General features: G+C 69.7%; 20 protein-coding genes and 1 tRNA gene. 13 read left to right on the top strand and 8 right to left on the bottom strand.

What is annotated here, in order from left to right:
- Positions 1–187: 187 nt before the first annotated feature.
- From sppA to MXD95_RS03215, 9 genes are all read left to right on the top strand, one after another.
- Complete coding sequence (gene sppA / locus MXD95_RS03175) at positions 188–2140, top strand: signal peptide peptidase SppA (protein ID WP_250638994.1); 1953 nt, start codon at positions 188–190, stop codon at positions 2138–2140.
- 129 nt (positions 2141–2269) lie between these two features.
- Positions 2270–3553, top strand: coding sequence for a phosphopyruvate hydratase (gene eno, locus MXD95_RS03180; protein WP_250638995.1), 1284 nt, complete (start codon positions 2270–2272; stop codon positions 3551–3553).
- A gap of 5 nt (positions 3554–3558) precedes the next feature.
- Positions 3559–3933 (top strand): FtsB family cell division protein, encoded by a 375-nt coding sequence (locus tag MXD95_RS03185; RefSeq protein ID WP_250638996.1) that lies wholly within the window; start codon positions 3559–3561, stop codon positions 3931–3933.
- A gap of 37 nt (positions 3934–3970) precedes the next feature.
- Positions 3971–4510 carry a DUF501 domain-containing protein gene (locus MXD95_RS03190; RefSeq protein ID WP_374121955.1) on the top strand — a complete coding sequence of 180 codons (540 nt, stop codon included), beginning with the start codon at positions 3971–3973 and terminating at the stop codon, positions 4508–4510.
- Positions 4507–5496 (top strand): Ppx/GppA phosphatase family protein, encoded by a 990-nt coding sequence (locus MXD95_RS03195; RefSeq protein ID WP_251077727.1) that lies wholly within the window; start codon positions 4507–4509, stop codon positions 5494–5496. The genes MXD95_RS03190 and MXD95_RS03195 overlap by 4 nt, the downstream gene beginning before the upstream one ends.
- The gene (locus MXD95_RS03200; protein ID WP_250638998.1) at positions 5493–6302 is read left to right on the top strand and encodes a uracil-DNA glycosylase; all 810 of its coding nucleotides are present in this window, start codon (positions 5493–5495) and stop codon (positions 6300–6302) included. Before MXD95_RS03195 ends, MXD95_RS03200 begins: the two co-directional genes overlap by 4 nt.
- Before the next feature lie 204 nt (positions 6303–6506).
- On the top strand, positions 6507–7880 hold the full coding sequence (locus tag MXD95_RS03205) for an NAD(P)/FAD-dependent oxidoreductase (RefSeq protein WP_250638999.1): 1374 nt from the start codon (positions 6507–6509) through the stop codon (positions 7878–7880).
- Positions 7881–8225: 345 nt separating this feature from the next.
- A tRNA-Leu gene (locus MXD95_RS03210) sits at positions 8226–8300 on the top strand.
- Between the two features lie 135 nt (positions 8301–8435).
- The gene (locus tag MXD95_RS03215) at positions 8436–9194 is read left to right on the top strand and encodes a Bax inhibitor-1/YccA family protein (RefSeq protein ID WP_250639000.1); all 759 of its coding nucleotides are present in this window, start codon (positions 8436–8438) and stop codon (positions 9192–9194) included.
- A gap of 72 nt (positions 9195–9266) precedes the next feature.
- Here MXD95_RS03215 and MXD95_RS03220 read toward each other — a convergent pair whose 3' ends face one another.
- On the bottom strand, positions 9267–9509 hold the full coding sequence (locus tag MXD95_RS03220; protein WP_250639001.1) for a DUF4287 domain-containing protein: 243 nt from the start codon (positions 9507–9509) through the stop codon (positions 9267–9269).
- Positions 9510–9618: 109 nt separating this feature from the next.
- Between MXD95_RS03220 and MXD95_RS03225 the strand changes: the two genes are divergently transcribed.
- Positions 9619–9999, top strand: coding sequence for a hypothetical protein (locus MXD95_RS03225; protein WP_250639002.1), 381 nt, complete (start codon positions 9619–9621; stop codon positions 9997–9999).
- Positions 10000–10038: 39 nt separating this feature from the next.
- Here MXD95_RS03225 and MXD95_RS03230 read toward each other — a convergent pair whose 3' ends face one another.
- Positions 10039–11070: a DUF459 domain-containing protein gene (locus MXD95_RS03230; RefSeq protein ID WP_250639003.1), complete on the bottom strand. Its 1032-nt coding sequence runs from the start codon at positions 11068–11070 to the stop codon at positions 10039–10041.
- A 74-nt stretch (positions 11071–11144) separates the two neighbouring features.
- Positions 11145–12578, bottom strand: a complete 1434-nt coding sequence (locus MXD95_RS03235; protein ID WP_250639004.1) for an MBOAT family O-acyltransferase — start codon at positions 12576–12578, stop codon at positions 11145–11147.
- A gap of 159 nt (positions 12579–12737) precedes the next feature.
- Between MXD95_RS03235 and MXD95_RS03240 the strand changes: the two genes are divergently transcribed.
- A complete protein-coding gene (locus tag MXD95_RS03240; RefSeq protein ID WP_250639005.1) occupies positions 12738–13637 on the top strand; it encodes an alpha/beta fold hydrolase in 900 nt (299 codons plus the stop codon).
- Between the two features lie 23 nt (positions 13638–13660).
- Here MXD95_RS03240 and MXD95_RS03245 read toward each other — a convergent pair whose 3' ends face one another.
- From MXD95_RS03245 to greA, 5 genes are all read right to left on the bottom strand, one after another.
- Complete coding sequence (locus MXD95_RS03245) at positions 13661–14122, bottom strand: hypothetical protein (RefSeq protein WP_250639006.1); 462 nt, start codon at positions 14120–14122, stop codon at positions 13661–13663.
- Between the two features lie 65 nt (positions 14123–14187).
- A complete protein-coding gene (locus tag MXD95_RS03250) occupies positions 14188–15228 on the bottom strand; it encodes a trypsin-like serine peptidase (protein WP_250639007.1) in 1041 nt (346 codons plus the stop codon).
- 240 nt (positions 15229–15468) lie between these two features.
- Positions 15469–17460 (bottom strand): vWA domain-containing protein, encoded by a 1992-nt coding sequence (locus MXD95_RS03255; RefSeq protein ID WP_250639008.1) that lies wholly within the window; start codon positions 17458–17460, stop codon positions 15469–15471.
- A gap of 43 nt (positions 17461–17503) precedes the next feature.
- The gene (locus MXD95_RS03260; protein WP_374121947.1) at positions 17504–18991 is read right to left on the bottom strand and encodes a magnesium chelatase ATPase subunit I; all 1488 of its coding nucleotides are present in this window, start codon (positions 18989–18991) and stop codon (positions 17504–17506) included.
- A 148-nt stretch (positions 18992–19139) separates the two neighbouring features.
- Positions 19140–19625 (bottom strand): transcription elongation factor GreA, encoded by a 486-nt coding sequence (gene greA / locus MXD95_RS03265; RefSeq protein WP_250639009.1) that lies wholly within the window; start codon positions 19623–19625, stop codon positions 19140–19142.
- A gap of 647 nt (positions 19626–20272) precedes the next feature.
- Here greA and mca point away from each other — a divergent pair.
- Positions 20273–21166, top strand: a complete 894-nt coding sequence (gene mca / locus MXD95_RS03270) for a mycothiol conjugate amidase Mca (RefSeq protein ID WP_250639010.1) — start codon at positions 20273–20275, stop codon at positions 21164–21166.
- Positions 21167–21305: 139 nt separating this feature from the next.
- On the top strand, positions 21306–21662 hold the full coding sequence (locus MXD95_RS03275; protein ID WP_250639011.1) for a hypothetical protein: 357 nt from the start codon (positions 21306–21308) through the stop codon (positions 21660–21662).
- Positions 21663–21716: the final 54 nt, after the last annotated feature.

A 21716-nucleotide genomic window follows, 5' to 3' on the forward strand; every position in this document is an offset into this window, starting at 1 on the left:
CATGTTGACGGGCGTCGCCGGCGGCACACGAGTCGGCGTCTCGCTGACGGATCCGTTGGGCGGCCTGTTCGCGGCAACCCCCGAGGTGTCCTCGGACAGCATCCATACGTGTGACGGGGGGCCGCTGAGCATCGACGACTCGTTGTTCGTCCTCCTTCAAAGCCGGGCCGGCGATTAGCCTCTGTCCATGCCTGCCATCCCACGTAAGGCGCTGGCCGACGTCCGCCAGATCGCGGCACGGCGGACGGCGCCGGCCGTCCTCGAACTTGATCTCACCGCAGATCCGCTTGAGGGCGTTCCGGCCGACCCGGTGACCCTCGCGCTCACACGTCGTCGGAACACTCTGCGAGACATCGTCGAGGCCCTGCGCTTTGCCGCCGAAGATCCCCGAGTATCCGTCGCGGTCGCACACATCTCAGCATGTGGGATGCCGCTGGCCCGCATTCAGGAGATCCGGGCGGCGATCGCCGCGTTCCGGGCGGCCGGCGGGACCGCCATTGCCTATGCCGACACGTTCGGCGAGTTCGGCGGCGGAACCGGGCCGTACTACCTGGCGTGCGCGTTCGACGAGATCTGGCTGGCGCCTTGTGGCGACTGCGGTCTGACCGGGCTTGGCATGGAAACACCCTTTCTGCGCGGCGCGCTGGACCGGCTGGGCGTGACGGTGGAGATGGGGCAGCGCTACGAGTACAAGAACGCGGTGAACACCCTGGTCGAGCGGGACTTCACCCCGGCCCATCTGGAAGCGGTCAGCCGGATCATCGAATCGTCGTCCGAGCAGGTCGTGGCGGGAATCGCGGCGGGGCGTCGAATCTCGGCCGACCGGGTTCGGCGGCTGATCGACCTGGGCCCGCTGACGGGCACGGTCGCGCTGGACACCGGTCTGGTTGATCGGTTGGGCTACCGCGACGAGGTGTACGACGCGGCCCGCGCTCGGGTGAACGTCGGCTCCGGCGCTGGTCGCGGCGAGGGCGCCGAGCCGGTGCTGATGTACGCGGCGACCTATCGGCGTCTTGCCGAGCGGAAGGAGAAGTCGCCGGTGCGGCGCGTCACCGCGCTCGCGTCACGTGGGCCTGGGGCGTTCTTTCTGAAGGAGGAGCGCGAGGAACAGGCGGAGTCTCCGGAGCGGTTCCAGGAGAGCGGGATGGGCTTCGCCGGCGAAGGGGCGGGTCCGGAGGAACGAGGCACGCTGTTGGCGCCTTCCGTCACTCCGCCGCATGGAGATCCGCGTCGGTCCGTCGTCGCGCTTATCCACGGTACTGGGCCGGTCGTGCTTGGATCCGGCGCACCGGGCCCATTGTCAGGGTCGGTGCTTGCCGCCGAGGCGACGACCGCGGCACTGCGGGCCGCAGCCCGAGACGAGGACGTCGTCGCGGCCGTGTTCCGGGTCAGCAGCCCTGGCGGCTCCTACGTTGCGTCGGACTTGATCCGACGGGAAGCCGAACGCTTTCGGGCCAGCGGCCGGCCGCTGATCGTGTCGATGGGGGACGTGGCTGCCTCGGGCGGATACTTCGTCGCCCTGGCCGGTGATGCCATCGTGGCGAATCCGGGCACGTTGACCGGGTCAATCGGTGTGTTCGCCGGCAAGCAGGTAGTGCGCGAACTGCTGGACAAGGTCGGGGTGGGGTTCGGGGCGGTCGCCGAGGGCGAGCATGCACTGATGATGTCCCCGCGTCGCCCCTTCACCGCGGGGGAGCGCGAGAAGCTCGAGGAGTTTCTCGACCGGGTGTACGCCGACTTCATCGACAAGGTCGCCGCCGCCCGGGGACTGAGCCGGGACCGCGTCCACGAGTTGGCCCGCGGCCGAGTGTGGACGGGCGCGGACGCCCACCGGCATGGGCTCATTGACGAGCTCGGTGGCCTTTCCGAGGCGCTCCGCCTGGCCTGGTCCCGCGCGGGTATGCCGGATGGGCAGACACCGCGCGTGCGGCTTGCGCCAAGGCCGTCGGTACTCGACCGGATCCGGGCGCCCAAGTCCAGCGAGGACCGGGGCGCCGCAGCAGTTGGTCTGTCCGCCGGCACGACCGTGGGATCGGCACTCGGATCGTTCGGGTGGGGGTCTTTCGCCCCGCTGGCGGCACGACTTGGCCTGCCGGTGTCCGGTCCACTGACGATGCCGCCGATGGGACGGATCGGCTGAGGAGCGCAGGTTCCGCGCGGGGCACCGCCGAGCGGCGCGCCGGGTCCGGATCGCCGCCGCGCGGGCTGGAGCACGACGGTAGTCTCGGTCCGTGACGATCCGTCCCCCGTCGCATTCGGAGGTCTAGCCGTGCCGTCCATCGAGGCTGTCGGAGCCCGCGAGATTCTTGACTCGCGCGGCAACCCCACCGTGGAGGTCGAGGTCGTCCTGGAGGACGGGACGCTGGCTCGTGCCGCCGTGCCCAGCGGTGCGAGCACCGGCGCCTTCGAAGCGGTCGAGCTGCGTGATGGGGAGGACCGCTACGGCGGCAAAGGCGTGCGCAAGGCGGTGGCCGCCGTCATCGAACGCCTCCAGCCGGAGATCATCGGGCTGGAGGCGACTGAGCAGAGACTGCTTGACCAGCGACTCATCGACCTCGACGGCACCCCGGGCAAGTCGACGTTCGGTGCGAACGCGCTGCTCGGGGTGAGCCTCGCCGTGGCCAAGGCGGCTGCGGCAGCCAGTGACCTGCCGCTGTTCCGCTACCTCGGCGGGCCGAGCGCCCACCTGCTGCCGGTGCCGATGTTGAACATCCTCAATGGCGGTGCGCACGCGGATACCAACGTCGACATTCAGGAGTTCATGATCGCGCCGATCGGTGCGACCACCTTCTCCGAGGCGCTTCGCTGGGGTGCCGAGGTGTACCACGCGCTCAAGAGCGTGCTCAAGGCCCGCGGCCTGGGAACCGGGGTCGGTGACGAAGGTGGCTTCGCGCCGAGCCTGCCCACGAACCGGGAGGCGCTCGACCTGATTGCCGAGGCGGTCGACAAGGTCGGCCTGCGGCTCGGCTCGGATGTGGCGCTCGCGCTCGACGTTGCGTCCACCGAGTTCTTCGCCGACGGCTCGTACACGTTCGAAGGCGCCACCCGCACGGCCGAGCAGCTCAGTGACTACTACGCGGAGCTGGTCGAGGCCTACCCGATCGTGTCCATCGAGGACCCTCTGGCCGAGGACGACTGGTCCGGCTGGATTGCCCTCACCGAGCGGCTCGGCGGCAAGGTACAGCTCGTCGGGGACGACCTGTTCGTCACCAACCCTGAGCGACTGGCCCGTGGCATCGCGTCGAAGGCCGGTAACGCTCTCCTGGTCAAGGTCAACCAGATCGGGACGCTTACCGAGACACTCGACGCGGTCACCCTGGCACATCGCAGCGGATACCGTGCGATGCTGTCGCACCGGTCCGGCGAGACCGAGGACACCACGATCGCCGACCTCGCCGTGGCGGTCGACGCCGGCCAGATCAAGACGGGGGCCCCGGCCCGTACCGAGCGGGTCGCGAAGTACAACCAGCTTCTGCGGATCGAGGAGGAACTGGACGACGCGGCTCGCTACGCCGGCGCCGGCGCCTTCCCTCGGCACGGCCAGCCTGCCTGACGCCGGTGCCGGCACCGCGCGTTGCGCTGACCACGAGGGCGACCCTGCTTGCTGTCGTGATCTGCGTGCTCGTCCTGACCCTCGCCTACCCGCTGCGGCTTTACCTGCGCCAGCAGAGCAAGCTGTCCCAGCTCGCCCGCGCCAATGCGCAGGCACAGACCCAGGTCGACCAGCTGCGTTCGACGGTCAGCCGTTACAACGACCAGAACTGGGCCGATGACGAGGCGCGGCGCCGGCTGCACTACATCAAGCCAGGTGAGCAGGTGTATCTGAGGCCCGCACCAGCGACCTCGCAGCCGACCGACCAGTCCCGGCACAGTGTCGCCCCAGGTGATTCTGCCTGGTATGGCCGGCTGTGGTCGCAGATTGCCGCTCCGTAGCGCCGGGCCGGTCTGGTGGGCCCCGGGGAGCGAACCGATCGAGGATGGGGGTTGTGGCGTGGAGCAGACGGCGGTGTCGGCTCAGGATGCGGAGACTGTCCACCGGCAGTTGGGTCGGCAGCCCCGTGGGCTGGTAGCTGTCGCCCACCGATGTACCTGCGGCCGGCCCGATGTGGTCGAGACCGCTCCGCGACTGCCCGACGGCACCCCGTTCCCCACGCTGTATTACCTCACCTGCCCCCGGGCTACAAGCGCCGTCTCACGGCTGGAGAGCTCCGGGATGATGCGCGAGATGACCGATCGGCTGGCGGTCGACGCGGAGCTCGCCGCTGCGTACACCGCGGCGCACGAGGACTACCTTGACCGTCGCGATGCGCACGAGTTGCTTCCCGGTGCGCCCAGCGCTGGGGGGATGCCCACTCGGGTCAAGTGCCTGCATGTACTCGTCGCGCACAGCCTGGCGGTGGGTCCGGGGGTCAACCCGTTCGGTGACGAGGCGCTTGCCGCGCTTGGGGACTGGGGAGGCCGCGGCCCCTGCGTGGCAGAGGCTCGAGTATCCGAGGAAGGATCGGCATGACGCGTGTCGCCGCGATCGACTGCGGTACGAACTCGATCCGTCTGCTTGTGGCGGAGATCGACGGTACCGGCCTGCACGAGCTGACCCGCCGGATGGAGATCGTGCGGCTTGGGGCAGGTGTCGACCGGACCGGTGAGCTCGCCCCGCAGGCGCTTGAACGCACGCTGGTCGCGTTGCGCGACTATGCCGGCGAGATCGAACGGCTGGGCGCGACCCGGGTGCGAATGGTAGCCACCAGTGCGACCCGGGATGCCCGCAACCGCGGTGTCCTGGTGGCCGGCGTGCGGGAGATCCTCGGAGTCGACCCTGAGGTGATCAGCGGAGACGAGGAGGCGTCGCTGTCCTTCGCCGGCGCCATCGGCGATCTCGTCGGGAAGGCGTCCGTCGCCACCCCGATCCTGCTTGCCGACATCGGGGGAGGGTCTACCGAACTCGTCCTGGGGGGCAGAGCCGGGGTGCTGGCGGCACGTTCGGTGAACGTGGGCTGCGTTCGACTCGCGGAACGGCATCTTCACAACGACCCGCCCACGGCGGCCCAGACAGCCGCGATCGTCGCCGACGCGCGGTCCGCGTTCGATCTGGCCGCGCAGACAGTGCCGATTACCGAGGCCGCAACCCTTGTCGGCGTCGCCGGCACGGTCACCACCGTCGCCGCACTGGCCGCGGACCTGCCGGGCTATGACGCCGAACGCATCCATCTGTCGGTGACGAGCGCCGACCAGGTCGCCGAGGTCACCGAGCGACTACTTGCCATGACCCGCGGTGAGCGGGCCGCCTTGGCAGTCATGCACCCGGGCCGGGTCGATGTCATCGCAGCCGGCGCGCTCGTACTGCGCACACTGGTCGAGCGGACCGGTGCCGCCGCGGTGGTGGCCAGCGAGCGTGACATCCTCGACGGCATCGCACTGGCGCTTGCCGGCGCCTCGTCCACGCCGCTCCCACCAACAGGTTCAGCCAGCCCAGCCAGCCCGGTCGCCACCGGGTGACCTGCGGTCCCGCAGGGCCGGCGGCGGCCGGCGGCGGCTGGCCGGGTGATCCGGCCGGCCCAGACACGCCGGTCGCCGGGTCCGCGCACCAGGTGGCCGCGCTTGCGGCCGGAGCGAGCAGCGCCGGCGAGCTCGACGCGCTGGTGACGGTATGTCGAGCATGCCCGCGTCTGGTCAGCTGGCGGGAGGAGGTCGCTCAGGTGCGCCGGGCGGCCTACGCGGACCAGCCGTACTGGGGTCGTCCCGTCTCGTCATTCGGCCCGCAGGACGCACGGATCCTGATCATTGGCCTTGCGCCCGCGGCTCACGGCGGCAACCGTACCGGGCGAATTTTTACTGGCGACCGCAGCGGTGACTGGTTGTTCGCTTCGCTGTACCGGGTGGGACTGGCCGTGTCGCCGACGTCGACGACCGTGGCGGATGGCCAGCGCCTGCACGCGACCCGGATCGTGGCGGCGGTGCGCTGTGCTCCGCCGTCAAACCGTCCGACCGTCGGCGAACGGGACTCCTGCCGTCCCTGGCTCGTCCGCGACCTGGAGCTTGTGCGATCGAGTCTGCGGGTCGTGGTCGTGCTCGGAGGTTTCGCCTGGACCGCGCTGTGGCCGGCACTGTCCCAGGCGGGATACGACCTCCCGCCACGACGGCCACGATTTGGTCACGATGTACGGGTGACGCTGCCGGGGGATGCGGTGCGGGTCGTTGGCTGTTATCACCCGAGCCAGCAGAACACGTTCACCGGGCGCGTAACCGAGGTGATGCTCGACACGATTTTTGCCACCGCTGCCCGGCTGGCTGAACTCGGCTGAGCCTGATCGCAATCCCGGACAGAATGTGGCCGCCGCCACGGCGGAGGGGCCGATGCTCCGCCGTATTCACGTGTCCTGCGTCACGTAAATTCCTGGGCCGGTTGGCGTGGGTCGCGGTGCGGTCCAGTCGTCGTGGGTACGGTTTTCCCCATGAGCTCCGGGCCCGCGCCGCACATCCTCATCATCGGCGGAGGATACGTAGGCATGTATACCGCCTTGCGGCTGCGGCGGAAGCTGCGGGCCGCGGAGGCGAGCATCACCGTGGTCGAGTTCAACTCCTACATGACCTACCAGCCGTTCCTCCCGGAGGCGGCTGCCGGCAACCTCGAGCCACGGCATGTGGTAGTTCCGCTACGGAAGGTGCTCAAGGGCTGCCGAGTCATTAGCGGATCTGTTCTCTCCGTCACACATGAGAGGCGGACCGCAGTGGTTCGGCCCCCGCTGGGTGATCCGTTCGAGCTGGCGTACGACATTCTGGTGATGTGTCCGGGCTCGGTGGCACGGACACTACCCATCCCGGGCCTTGCCGAGCAGGGCGTCGGCTTCAAAAGCGTTGCCGAGGCGATCTACCTGCGAAACCAGGTCATTGGCCGGCTTGACGCGGCGGTCTCGGCCACCGACCTGGTGGTTCGCCGCCGGGCCCTCACTTTTCTGTTCATCGGCGGCGGTTATGCGGGAATCGAGGCCCTCGCCGAACTGGAAGATATGGCACGCGATGCCTGCTCATTTTATCCTGACCTGAACCCCAGCGAGATGCGCTGGGTTCTGGTCGAAGCATCCGACAGGATTCTTCCCGAGGTTTCCACCGCAATGGGCCTTTATACGGTGAAGCAGCTCGAGCGCCGAGGAATAGAGGTAAAGCTTGGCACCCGGGTGGAAAGTATGGTCGACGGCCGGGTCGTGCTGGACAATGATGAGCGTTTCGACGCCGGCACCGTGGTCTGGACCGCCGGCGTAAAGCCGCACCCCCTGCTGGCCCGGACCGACCTGCCGCTGGACGAGCGCGGCCGGGTGCGAACGACCGCCTTCCTACAGGTCGACGGGGTGTCTGACGCCTGGGCTGCGGGCGACTGTGCCGCGGTGCCCGACCTGACCAGGGGGGAAGGGGAGACGACCGGCCCGTCAGCGCAGCACGCCGTCCGGCAGGCCGCCCGCCTCGGCGAGAATCTGGTCGCCGAGCTGCGGCGGCAGCCCATCCACCCCTACCAGCACAGGTATGCGGGCAGCGTGGCCTCGCTGGGCCTGCACAAGGGCGTTGCCGAGGTGTACGGAGTGCGGCTGCGCGGCTGGCCAGCGTGGCTGATGCATCGGACCTACCATCTCAGCCGGGTCCCGACCGTCAACCGCAAGGTGCGGGTGATGGCCGACTGGACCCTCGCGCTGTTCTTCCGCCGGGAGATCGTCTCGCTGGGCTCTTTCGCTGACCCTCGCGCGGAGTTCCGTAGCGTGGCTACTCCAACACTGTCGTCGGACCAGGCCGCGCATGCTGACTCGACTCAGGCCCCAGCCTCAGGGTCGTCCCCGGCCCGGCCCGCGGGTCCTCCGGTGGCCGGTCCGAGCGGAGTGCCAACCGCGTAGCCGGCGGACGCCGGCGATCAGCCGCAGTTGTCTGTGGAGCGCCATCCCGGCGGTCAGGAATGCCGCTGCCCGCCGGGGTTGGTGGCTGGTGGCCCCGGCAAGTTACGTCCGCCTTAGTGGGCTATTACGACGCTCGATGAGCGTTCCCGCTAACCATCCGGCGTGATCGGCCTATTCGACGGCGGCAGGCTGCCGTGCCGTGATCCGTGAGCATGGCGAATCAGCGGCATCCTCGTCACGATGAGTCACGCTTTCGTCATGGCTGCCGACTCCTGGGCACTTTTTCCGCGTTGTGTCATTCCCAGAACCTACGTAGCGTGGTAGAAATGGCAGCGATGTAGACGAGCCGGTGTATCCCAACTGGTAGAGGAGGCTGTCCTAAAAACAGCTCGAGTGTCGGTTCGACTCCGACCACCGGCACAATTGCCCAGCGCGACGTGCCACCCGCGACGCCGAGCGCCGTGGGTGGACGGCGTTTGCAGCCGGGAACCCGTCTGGCCGTGGGATCGTTGGGTGAGTGACCATCCCGTTCACATCGCTGGAGGATCCGGCTCGATGGCCGATCTACGTTCGTCGAATCCCGCGCTGCGTCCCGGGTCCTTCGCCTCCCCACCCACCCCGACCCCGGAGCAACTGGCCAGCCAATTCCGGCAGCCGACCACGCTTACCATCGACGATGTCGTGGTCCACACCCTCGGCCTGTTCGCGGTGCTGGGTGTCGGCGCCGTCGGCGGATGGCTGATCGGGCGGGACGCCCCCGGTGTGGCGCTGGGCGCCGGGCTCGTCGCACTGGTCATCAGCCTGGTCGTCTCGATGCGCGGGCTGATCCGCCCGCCGCTGGTGATTGCGTTCGCGCTGATCGAAGGGGTTGCGGTCGGCGCGATCTCCCGCTATTACGAGGACGCGTTCGCCCATATCGTCCCGCAGGCGCTGCTAGGCACTGGGCTGATCTTTGTCGCGATGCTGGTTGCCTACCGCAGCCGTCGGCTGCGCGCGACGCCGAGGATGGCCCGCATCGTCACGGGAGTGCTGTTCGGTGTCGTGCTGCTCGGCCTGGCGGACCTGGTCATCCGCGCCGTCAGCGACAGTCACCTGCCGGTGATCAATGATCCATCGCCGCTGGGCGTTCTGTTCAGTGTGCTGGTGCTGGGCGTGGCCAGCCTCCAGTTCATCCTTGACTTCGACGGCATCGAGCGGGCGATCCGCGCGGGCGCTCCTCGGTCCGAGGCCTGGCGTGCTGCGTTCGGCCTGCTCATCGGCTTCGTGTGGGTCTACCTGGAGACGCTGCGTCTGCTCGCCAAACTCCGCCAGTAGGGGGCTGGAAGTCGCCCGCACGACCGATCGGCGGGAAGCGGTGGCCTCTTGAGGGGCTCCCCGCCTCGGCTGCTAGGCGCGGATCGCCCTACGCCGTAGATCGGCCTCGTGGACGAGGGCGGAGGCATAGCTGTGTGGCAGGTTGTGCTCGAGGCGTAGCCAGTTCACCCGCTCGGAAAAGCGGAGCAGGCCCGGACCCTCCGCCAGCCGGCTCAGCCAGATGTTCACTTCGTGGCCAGTCACCTTCGGAATCCGCTCGATCAGATATTGATGGGTCTGAGGGGACCGGGTCTGCGGGGAACGGTGTAGTGACATGCGCGCCTCCAGTCGTGAAACCCGACGTCAACAGCTCATGTCGTAAGCGTGCCCCATACCACGGCGCTCGGCAAGGCCCAGAGTCGCCTCGGTCCGGTATCATGCCCGGATGTCCGTCTCGGTGGGCAGTCTCGCCCGCGAGGTGGTGCTGCTGGTGCAGGTGCTGCGGGGCTGGGCCGGCTCATCCTGGGAGGTTCCCGCCGCCAGCGGGTTGACTCGGGCGCAACGCACCATCCGTCTGGTAGGCGAGCTGGCCGTGCTCGGTGAACGTGCGGGTGTCGGCGCGCCACCTGGCATCAGCCCTCCACGCCTGGCGCCACACGCCCTTCCCGATCAGGTTGCCGTGCTGGCCGAGGAGCTGCTTGCCGTGCTCGACGTCGCGGACCCCACGCATCCCCCGGGTCACCAGATCCTGCTTGACACGCACGCCGCCGTCACCGATGCTCGGGCTGATCTCGACGGTGCTGGTTTCGGCTTCCGGCTGCGCTGAGCGCGGTGGTTGCGGCCGATCCGTGCCGGTCAGCGCCGATCAGCGAGGCCGGTCCGCGATGGAGCGAATCGCGTCGAGGACATGCGCGGCGGCGATCCGCGCACCGTCCAGGGTGAGGTGTACCCCGTCGCGGGAGCGGGCGAGGACCGTGCGGCCGTCGTCGGCGGAAAGGTAGTCGCTGTAGCCGCCTTCTCGCGACAGCCAGTGGCGAAGATCAAGATATGTGGCGCCGGGGACGGAGGCCGCGGCCGCCGCCGCTGCGGCGTCAAGCTGGACGAAGTACCCGTCCAGCCGGTGCGAGCGGGCGGGCGGCAGTCCCAGCCACAGAAGGTGTCGTCGTCCGGCACCGGTCCAGATCCGCATCACCACCTCCACCCGACGTTGGTATTCGGCCACCCATCCCGGTGATCCGGCGGGTACGGCCGTGCCGTCCGGCAGCGCGATGCCCTGCCCGTCATTGCCGCCCATCGTGACGATGACCAGCTCCAGATTCCTCTCGGCGCCCTGGGTGCGGGCCTGGGCCGCCCAGTCGAAGTAGTCGGGGCGGACGAGACCGGTGCCGTATCTCGTCTGCGTGCGCGTCCACAGCGCACCGCCCGCGACGCTCGTGATCGCCGGACCAAGCGCCTCGGTCAGCGAATCGCCAGTGATCAGCGTCCGCAGCGGATTCCCCGCCGTCGAGACCCGCAATGGCGGCACCGGCCGCGGCTGGCGGGGATCGGATCCAGGCGGGAGTTGGCGCGCGGCGCGGGCCAACTCCGAGGTCGTGGCCGAGGTCGTGGCGGAGTGGCCGAACGCCAGACCCAGCCACCTGTCCGGCCGGTCCAGCCGCAGCGGACGGGCGACCCGGGTCAGTGGCCGCGCCGCTCCCAGCACCAGGGTTCGGGTGATTCCAGGACGCATCCCCTCCCCGGTGTGCACCATGGCCGGGGCGCGCAGCACTGCCAGTAGTCCTAGCACGATCAGGACCACCAGTGTCGCCCGTCCCGCCGGTACCACGGGACCGTCCTCGCGGCTCTCAGTCTCCTGGGGCTCAGTCTCCTGGCTCTCAGTCTCCTGGGGCTCGGTCATCCGTCGGCCACCTCTCCCTTGTCGTGGCTGTCGTCGTGAAGCGTCCTGACCGTGTGACTCGTGCCTCGTGCCGGTCAGAACCGGAAGTAGATGAACGGGGACACTGTCTGCTCGCCGACGGCATGGTAGATGATCATGATGGTGGCGGTCAGCATGACGATCTGCGGAGCGACGGTGAGCTGGGCGAAGCCGGATCGCAGCGCGAGCCACCAGCGACGAGGGACGGCCGCAGTCGCGAGCCCGGCGATGATTGCGGTCAGAACCGTCGGAGTGACCAGAGGCGCGGGACCGGGCGCCGTCGCCAGCCGCGCGAACACCTCACCGGCGGTGGCAAGGTCCGGCGCGCGGAAGAACACCCAGGTTGCGCAGACGAAGTGGAACGCCCCCAGTCGAGCGGCCCAGTCCCGCGACCACAAGGTCCGCGACGGGCGGCGGGCCCGCCGACGCCGGTGAGCGCGGCGATCCCGGTAGCCGCGCAGGTGGCGTTCGAGGGCGAGCATGCCGCCGTGCAGAGTGCCCCACAGGATGAAGGTCCAGGACGCGCCGTGCCAGAGACCGCCGAGCATCATCGTGATCATGAGATTGAGGTATGTGCGCCGGCGTCCGGCGCGGCTGCCGCCGAGGGGCAGGTAGACGTGGTCGCGCAGCCAGCGGGACAGGGTCATGTGCCAGCGTCGCCAGAACTCCTGGAGGCTGCGGGCGGCGTAGGGACGGTCGAAGTTGTTGGGGAACCGGAAACCGAGCAGCAGCGCCAGACCAATCGCGATGTCGGAGTAGGCCGAGAAGTCGCAGTAGATCTGGACCGCGTAGCCGTACACCGCCGCGAGTACCTCTGTACCGGAGTGCTGCCCGGGAGCGGCGAAGACCGGGTCGACCAGGCGGGTCGCGAGGACGTCGGCGAGGACCACCTTCTTGGCCAGACCGCCGAGGATCAACAGTGAGGCGCGGTACAGCGGGACCCGCCGAGGGTCGCGCGGCGCGGTGAGCTGCGGGAGGAACTCGCTGGCCCGCACGATCGGACCTGCCACCAGATGGGGGAAGAACGCCTCGTAGACGGCGAAGTCGAGCAGTGGCGCGGGGACGATCGTGCCGCGGTGGACCTCGACGACATAGCTGATCGCCTGGAACGTGAAGAACGAGATACCGATCGGCAGGGCGACCTGCAGCAGGGGCAGCGGAGCGGGCAGTCCCACGTCACGCAGCGCCTGGTCGACGGACAGGGCGAAGAATCCGTAGTACTTGAACCAGCCGAGCAGGCCGAGGTCGCACGCGATCGCGGCGACGAGGATCCGCTTGTCCTGACGACGCTGGAGCCCCCGGGCGGCGGCCTGGTTGAGCAGGGTCGATGCGACGAGCAGCAGAACGAAACGCGCGTCCGCGTAGCCGTAGAAGACATAGGAGGCAGCGAGGATCATCGGCTTCCACGCGTGTGGCCAGGGCATGAGTAGCCAGGACAGAGTCAGGACGAAGGCGAAGAACGCCGCGAACTCGATCGTTGGAAAGATCACCTGTGCTCCGCCAGCCTTACCGAATCGTCATAATGGAGAGTCAAGCAAGCACACAAAGTAATGAACTGCCGGGTCGATTGCCGGACGCCCCGCAGAGGGCGTGGGCGTCTTGGCGGAGAAGGGGTGCGTCTGCGCCACGGGATGGCTACCGTCCGGACCATGGGCATCGTCACGGTCAACGGCCTGGAACTGGCCTACGAGATTCACGGTGACGACGGCGGGTGGCCGTTGTTGATGATCGGCGGGCTCGGGCAACAGCTGGCCGGCTGGCATCCCGACCTGATCGCAGGGCTTGCCCGCCGGGGCTACCGGGTGATCGTCTTTGACAACCGGGACGTGGGCATGTCGACTCACCTCGACGCGCTGGGCCAGCCGGATCTGGGCGCGATCCTGGCCGGCCGGTTCGACCTTTCCCCGTACGGCCTGGTCGAGCTTGCCGACGACGCGCTTGGCCTGCTTGACGTCCTTGGAGTCGACTCGGCGCATCTGCTCGGCCAGTCGATGGGCGGGATGATCGCCCAGGTCGCGGCACTACGCCATCCCGAGCGGGTCCGCAGCCTCACCTCGCTGATGTCGCATCCCGGCGATCACCGGGTGCAACCGATGCCGGAGGCGCTTGGCCTGTTCCTGCGCCCGGCACCGAGCAGCCTCGACGAGGCGCTGCACGCCGCCCAGGAGGCGCAGCAGGTGCTCGGCTCACCGGAGTTTCCGCCGGACGACGCCTGGCTGGCGCAGCGCACCCGGCTCTACTGGGAACGGCGTACCGATCCGAGCGGGACGTTGCGCCAGCTGGCGGCCCTGCTCAGCGCGCCGGACCGGACCGCGGAGCTGGCCTCCCTGCGCACTCCCACGCTCGTCATCCACGGCGGTGCTGATCCACTGGTTCCCGTGCTAGGCGGTCGCCTGACCGCGGCTGCCATCCCCAGCGCCGAACTGCTCGAGATCGACGGGATGGGACACGAGCTACCTCGTCCGGTGTGGGAGCGGATCTTTGACAAGCTCGAGGACGTCGTCGACCGCGGCGAGGCCGGTCGGACCCCGCTGGCAGCCGCGAGCTGACCGGCTGACCGGGGTCCGACGAGTCACGCGCCCGGCTTGATCACCATCAGGGCGGCGACGACCAGCCAGCATGCGGTGCTCACGGCCGCGCCAAAGGCGACGGCACTGATCCGACGTCGCGCCTGGCGGCCCGCCTCGACGTCGGCGATGGCGCGCGACATACCCGGCGCGACGATGCCGAGGCAGCTCGCGCAACCCACAAACCACAAGGCCAGTGAGCCCAGTAGCCAGCCGTCATCGAGTGAACGGACACTGCCGAACGATCCCTGGTGCACGAGACCCACGCCGGTGATCACGATCAGCGCGGATGCCGCCGCCAGCACCCGCACCAGCTGGGTGGCGAGCAGCAGGACCGGCGGCGGACCGGGCGTTGCCCGCAGCAGCACGGGTGCCGTCACGCAGACCAGACTCAGCGGTCCCAGCACGAACACGGCGAGCACGACGTGCAGGGTCAGCAGTAGTCCGAAAGCACCCGGATGCGGCATGTCGCGACGCTATCGATTGACATCGGATGCCGACACACCGGCTCGGGTCCGGCCGGGGTCCTGCGTCACAGCCGGGCGGACTGGTCGTACAGGCGCCGGACCACCGCGCCAAAGTGGGTACCGTACAGGCGGCCGGAGGAGCCGGCGTAGGCGTAGCTGACGACTCCGTCGATCCAGCCGTGGCCGGGGCCGAGCCGGCCGAAGCCGGTGAGGAACGGGCCCCCGCTGGCGCCCGCCGTCATCCGGCAGCGCACTCCCATCGATGGGCCGCCGTATGGGTCGTCGGCGTCGGGACCCGCGCAATAGATCATCTGGTTGCCGTCGAAGGGGCTCAGCCGCGGGTAGCCAAAGATGTACTGCGGGACCGTGGACGGCAGATCGAACGCGATGTTCTGAGCGCCGACGACATCCTGCAGCCGCCGGCCGTTCCGCGGATTGAACGTGACGAAGCCGGCGTCGACATCGAAGTCGCCCTTCTGCGACCAGCCGGAAGTGACGGTCATTCGCCGGGCCGTCCAGATGCCGTAGGGCATGGTGCCGTCCGCGTAGCCGGGCACGAAGGCCACGTTCCCCGCGAACTGGGAGCCCGCACCGCCGTGCAGACAGTGTCCGGCGGTGACGACCAAATTACGCCCGGCGCTGTTGACCACGCTTGCGGAGCAGGCGAAGTCGGAGCCGTCGATCGTGGTGAACAGCCGTCCGGTGGTGGCCGTCACCAGGCCGCCGCCGATGTAGGGGGTGCCGTCGCTGGCGGGCGGGGGCGCGCCTACCGGCCCAGGGCCTGGCTCGGCCGCAAACGGTGACCGAGCCGGTGCGGCATCGGTACTCAGTCCGGAGCTGGAGCGGGAGCCAAAGGCGCGGTTGCGATGTTCAGCGGTCCAGTAGCGTCTGACCTGCGCCTGCTCCGTGTCGGTGATTGCTCCTGTCGCTGTCGGCGCGACCGGAACCCCCGCCGGGTCGGCGGTACCGTCGCCGCTGCGGGGGGCGTTGGTCGGGGTGCTGTCCGCCCTGGAGTCGGCCTGATCCAGTGTGGTCGAGGGGTCGGCGAGCACGGGCGCGGTGGGAAGGGTGGCCGGTGCGAGGGAGACTCCCGCGGTCAGCAGCACCGCGGCGAGCAGCCGGGCGCGAGCTGGTGGATGAGGCCCGGACGCGCGGTGCCGCGGGACTCCGTGACGCCTCGCTACGGCCTGGGCTCTCCGTGACAACACGATCGCGCACGGTAGCAGAATGCGTATGGGTGATGGGCGTGCCGCAGCGCGTGGGTGGGGGCCTGAGCCGGTTCACCCGGTGGGGGTGAAGGACGGTGCTGGGAGCTGCTCGCCGCGAGTTCCGGCGGGACCGCGGGATCAGCGGACGGCGTGCCGGCCACGGGAGCGCAGATAGTCGCGGATGACGTAGTTTCCGAGCGCGTTCGGGTCGGGGGACAGCATCCGTCCGCCGTTTCGCCGGGCCATCTCCTCGACGAACTGCACGAGCCGTGGCTCGTCGTCCAGCATGAACACGTTGATGGTGACCCCGCGTCGAGTCAGCTTGTCAACCTCGGCGAGGGTGAGCTCCAGAGTTTCGGGCATGGGCGGCCAGGAGAACCTAGGGGTGCCGTCCCGTAGCAGATGCGCAGTCGGCTCACCGTCGGTGACGACCATGACGACCGGTTCGGCCTGCGGGTAGCGGCTGAGCAGCCGGCCGGCGATGAGTAGCGCGTGCTGCAGGTTGGTGCCCTGGACCATCTCCGAGTCGAGTCCGGCGAGCTCGACTGGGCGCAGCTCGCGGGCGTAGTCGGAGAAGCCGATGATGTGGATCTTGTCTTGCGGGAAGGACGTGCTGACCAGGGCATGCAGCGCGAGCGCGGTGGACTTCGCGATGCCCCAGGTACCGCGCAGCGCCATCGAGTAGGACAGGTCGACGAGCAGGCAGACCGCCGCCGTGGTGCGCCGCTCGGTCTCGGCCACCTCGAAGTCGGCGACCTCGAGCCGTACGCTGCGCCCAGGGCCGGGCGGCCCGCCTCGCAGGACGGCGTTGCGCACCGTGCGGACGACGTCGATCGGCTGGGTGTCGCCGAACTGCCAGGGACGAGAGGTACCGAGCAGATCACCGGCGGAGCCGGCGTCGGTCAAGCTGTGATCGCCGCGGCCGCGGGCGGAGACCTGGCGGAAGATGCGGGCCAGCGCCGTCTGGCCGATGCGGCGCACCGCCCGCGGGGTCAGTTCGAGGCTGCCTCCCCGCCGGGTGATGAACCCCTGGCGTTCGAGCTCCCGCTCCACCTGCTGGAGGCTGCGCAGGTCGTCAACGGCGGAGCGGCCGAGAGCGCGGGCGACGGCCTCGGGGTCGATGTCCTCCAGGGATGCGCCCGCGTAGTCCTGGCCGAGGGCGGCGCCGAGCTCGTCGAGCTCAGCGAGTTCCTCCAGGGCGCTGGTGGCGTCGCCGAGGCCCAGCGGTTCGTCGCCGGTGAGGCCCTCGCTCATGCGCCGACCACGCCTGCGGGCCCGTCCGCCCCAGTTGAGGTCGGGGCGTGCGGCCCGCAGCGCCTGGCTGAGCCGCGACATCTCGGCGGCGAGGCCGAGATCCTCCATCGCGGTGGCCATCAGGTCGGCGAGCTCGGCGCGCTGCTGCGGGGTGAGCCCGGCCAGTAGCCTGGCCGCGGCGGCCGCCCGGCGGGCGAGGGCGTCGACGAGTTCCTCGAGCGACTCCGGCCCCTCGGGGAAGAAGTCGCCGAATTCGCGCATGAACTGCTCGAACGCCTCGGTGGTGTCCTCGCCGCGGGTGTCGGCCTCGAGCATCGTGTTCAGCGCGCCGATCATCTCGCGGATGCGGGCGAAGTCCTCCGGACGCGCCCCCTCCAACGCCTCCTTCATGCCCTTGAACTGGGCGTCGAGGACCTCCCGACGCAGCAGCTCGGAGATCTGCTCGTAGGTCTCACGGGCCTGCGGGGAACGCCAGTCGTAGTCGGCGAGCGCACGTACGGCCCGGGCGGGATCGGAGGGCAGCGTGTCGAGTTCGGTCTCGCGCAGCCGGGCGGCATCGGACGGATCGGGGAACAGCGCGGCGCGCTCCTGACCGATCGCGGTGTCCAGCAGCCGGCGGACCTCCTGCAGGGTGCCGTCCATCCGCCCGCGAGAACGCGCCTCGCGGCGGCGCCGCTCGATGGCCCGGCGCAGGTCATCCAGGCCGCGCCGGCCGGGCATACCCCTACGCAGCAGGGCTTCGAGGGCCTCGCGGGGGGTACGCCCCTCGAGGATCTGGCGGGACATCTCGTCGAGGGCGGCGGCGGAAGTGAAGGGGGAGGCGAGTGGGTCTGGCCCCCCGTCGAAAGGGCTATAGCGGAACGTGCCGGAGCTCACCGCGGTCCTCCCAGGGAGCGGACGGTTCAGGGTTGCCGTCGGATCACGGACCGCCGTAGACCGTGCGGCCGGGTAGCTCCTCCTTGGCGAGGCGGCGATTGAGGTACAGGCCCTCCATGGCCAGCTCCAGCCCGGCCGCGGCGAGTCCGGGGGATTCGGCGCCGTCCACCCCGAGCCGGCTCAGGATCGCGGCGAGCCCGGGTACCGGACCCATGCGGCGCAGCAGCTCGGCCGCCGGGACGAGTTCACCCGTCTCGACCGGACCGTCGTTCTCGAACCGGTTCTGCAGGCCGGTGAGGTCCGCGCCGGCGAGACGAGACCGGAACGTCTCGGCGACCGCGCGGCGCAGCAGCAGCGCGAGCACCTCGTCCTCGCGCCCCTCCTCCAGCTGGTCGAACTCGACCTTGCCGCGCACCGCGGGGACGATCGACGAGAGATCGACCACCCGGGCGGTGGCCGTCTCCTCGCCGGTCAGTGCCGCCCGCCGCACAGCGGCGGCGGCCACCGTCTCGGCGGCGGCCACGGCGAGCCGGGCCGACACGCCCGACCGTTGGTCGACCTGCGGCGCGTCGCGCACCAGCCGGGTGAACCGGGCGACCACCTCCAGCAGGTGATCGGCGAGTTCCGGTGCCCCCAGCGGCGAGCCGGCCCAGCTGATCGCCGCCTCCTGACGGATCAGGGCAAGCTCGTCGGCCAGCACCAACGGGTAGTGCGTCCGGACCTCGGCGCCGAACCGGTCCTTCAACGGGGTGATGATCCGGCCTCGGTTGGTGTAGTCCTCGGGGTTGGCCGACGCCACCAGCAGCAGGTCCAGCGGGAGACGCAGCAGGTAACCGCGGACCTGGATGTCGCGCTCCTCGAGCACGTTGAGCAGGGACACCTGGATGCGTTCGGCGAGGTCGGGGAGCTCGTTGACGCTGAAGATGCCGCGGTTGGTCCGCGGGACCAGCCCGTAGTGCACTGTCTCGGGGTCACCCAGCGTGCGACCCTCGGCGACCTTGACCGGGTCGACATCACCGATCAGATCACCGACGCTGGTGTCGGGAGTGGCCAGCTTCTCGCCGAACCGCTCGCCGCGGTGCCGCCAGACGACCGCCAGATCGTCCCCGTGGGCGGCGGCCAACTGCCGACATCGGCCGCAGACCGGTGCGTAGGGATGGTCGTTGATCTCACATCCCGCCACGGCCGGCGACCACTCGTCGAGCAGGCTGACCAGCGTTCGGATCAGGCGGGTCTTGCCCTGCCCGCGCTCCCCGAGGAAGACGATGTCGTGGCCAGCCAGGATTGCCCGCTCCACCTGTGGCAGCACGGTCTCGTCGAACCCGACGATGCCGGGGAAACGGGGCTCCTCCCGGCGCATCAGGGTGACGAGGTTGTCCCGCAACTCGGCCCGCACGGAGCGGTACACATGCCCGCTACGGCGCAGTTCACCCAGGGTAGCGACCGACGGCGCCTGGCCCGCGGGCTCGGCAACCGGGGATGTCGTCGTCGGTGGGACGGAATGACGGGGCGGTACCGGCAGATCCTCCACCGCTCGACGGTACGTCGGCCTCGCCCTGCGTGCAGCGGACTCAGCGCCCGTCCGCTGCGGGCGTAGCCGTCGGCCGGCACGCGGCGAGCCCCACCCGGCTCGCCGCACGACCTGCCCGCAGGCGCCGCCGGCCGAGACGTCTCGCAGGTCAGCCCGCGTACGGAGCGATGGAGATGATCTCGACCTTGGCCGAGCGGCCGTTGGGCAGCGTGTAGCTCACAGTCTCGCCGGCCTTGTGTCCGGTGACGGCGCCACCAAGGGGGGAGGCGGGGGAGAAGACGTCGATCGTGGTGCTGTGGTCCTCGCGTGAGCCGATGAGGAACTTCTCGGTCTCCTGGTCGCCGGCGAAGCGGACCTCGACCACCATGCCCGGACCAGCCTCACCCTTGCTGGTCGCCGGTGCATCGCCGACCTGCGCGTCCCGCAGCAGATCCATGAGCTGGCGGATGCGGGCTTCCTGCTTGCCCTGCTCCTCCTTCGCAGCGTGGTAACCGCCGTTCTCGCGCAGGTCACCCTCCTCGCGCGCGGCCTCGATCTTCGTGGCGATCTCCGTGCGCCAGGGGCCGGTGAGGTAGTCGAGCTCGGAGCGGAGCCGGTCGTATGCCTCCTGGGTGAGCCAAGTCTGCTGCGTCACGCGGGTCACGCTCCTCGGTGAACATCAAAAGGGTCATGGTACCAAAATGAATCAAGGAATCCGGGGTGAAGCATGGGGCCTTCCCCGTGGCCTCATGCCCAGCGGATGCGCCCAGACCAGCGGATTCACCTCTTCCGGGTACCCCCGGAAGAGGTCGCTTGCCGTGAGCGCGGCCGTAGGTGTGTGGAGTCACTGCGCGCGCCGCACCCGCCCCGCCCGCAACCCCGTGCCCCGCCCGCACCCCTATGCCCTGCCAGCGGCATGGCCGACCCGACGCCGATGTCGGTGTGCCGGCCGGCGACACGCTGCACCCGTTGCCGTGCGCGGACGGTTGCCGTGCGCGGACGGTGTATTGTGCCACGGCGTTGGGTGACTTTTCCAGATCAAACGTCCGACCAGCCGCACGGGTTCCAGGCCCGGCGACTGCGCCCGGCTCACCTATTCTGCCCGCCGACAGCCCCGTCTCCCGGTAAGCGGGCCCGCCGACCCGATCAGCGAGTCACCCGGGCGGGGGCCTGAGCCAGGCCTGGGGCCGGCCCGCGGCGTCTGCCCCCTCGGGGCGTCAGGCGCGCGTGTCGCGTACATCGCGCTCCGCCTGGGCGCCTCGAATCGGCGAGGACCCGGGACTCGTCAAGCACAATGGTCACATGTCTGCGGTCGACGAGCGGCATGGCCTGCGTCTCATGGCCATCCACGCGCATCCCGATGACGAGTCCAGCAAGGGTGCGGCGACGATGGCGCGCTACGTGAGTGAGGGCGTGGACGTACTCGTCGTCACCTGTACCGGCGGAGAGGAGGGCAGCATTCTCAACCCGGCGATGGACACACCCGGCGTCGCCGAGAACGTCGCCGAGATCCGTCGCCAGGAGATGGAGAACGCCCGGCGCATCCTCGGCGTCCGCCAGGAGTGGCTTGGCTTCCACGATTCCGGCCTGCCCGAGGGCGACCCGCCCCCGCCCCCGCCGCCCGGCCGTTTCGCCACCATCGGGCTGCGGGAGGCGTCACGCCCGCTGGTGCGGCTGATCCGCTCCTTCCGGCCGCAGGTCATCACGACCTACGACGAGTCGGGAGGCTACCCGCATCCCGATCACATCATGACGCATCGGATCAGCGTGGAGGCCTTCGAGGCAGCCGGTGATCCCACGCGGTACCCCGAGGTCGGCCTCGGGCTGGGCCTCGAGGCCTGGCAGCCGCTGAAGCTCTACTACCACCTGACCTTCCACAAGGAACGGATCCTCGCGCTGCACACCGCGATGCTGGCCCGGGGCCTGGAATCGCCGTACGGTGAGCGTCTGTCGGACTGGATCGATCGCGCTGAGGATGCCGGGCGGCTGACCACCAGGGTGCCGTGCGCGGACTGGTTCGAGACGCGCGACCGTGCTCTCATCGCCCACGCCACCCAGATCGACCCGACCGGATGGTGGTTCCGGGTCCCGATGGACGTCCAGCGCGAGGCCTGGCCGACCGAGGACTATCAGTTGGCCCGGTCGCTGATCGAGGTCGGGACGCTCCCCGAGGACGATCTGTTCAACGGGATCTGAACGGACCGTCGGCGTGAACGGGGGGCGTGCCGGCGTCGGCGTAGGGTCGGATGATGAGGCGTCTCGAACGACCGCAGCGTCGTGAACGCTGTGTCCGTGCGGGCGTCCGGGTGAATGTCGTGGTGTGAGGACGTGAGGCGTGAACCAGATCTTCGCCGGTCCCGTGCTGGCCGCGCAGGACCGCAACGCCGGCGGGCTCGGGCTGCTTGTCGTCGTGGCCCTGCTCGCCGTGTCGGTGGGGCTGTTCGTTCTGCTGTCGCGGAGTCTTCGGCGGATGCGCGCGAACGTCGCCAGTGGGACGTTCCTCGGTGTCGACTCGGAGCGAGCGGGTGACGACGCGGTCGATCCGCGCCAGGCCCTGCGGCGGCGCACGTCCATCCTGCGTGGACGAGCGCCGGTGATCGAGGGTGAGATCGTCGCCGATTCCACCAGCAGACCCGGAGGGGCCGGTCCGGCCGGCCTGCCCACGCAGCCGAGCCCGCCAACAGGGCACTGAACGGTCCCGCGGTACCGCGCGGTGTGAAGTACCGCAGATCATGTCGATCGTGAG

The sequence above is a fragment of the Frankia sp. AiPa1 genome, assembly GCF_023243075.1.
Classification (GTDB): Bacteria; Actinomycetota; Actinomycetes; order Frankiales; family Frankiaceae; genus Frankia.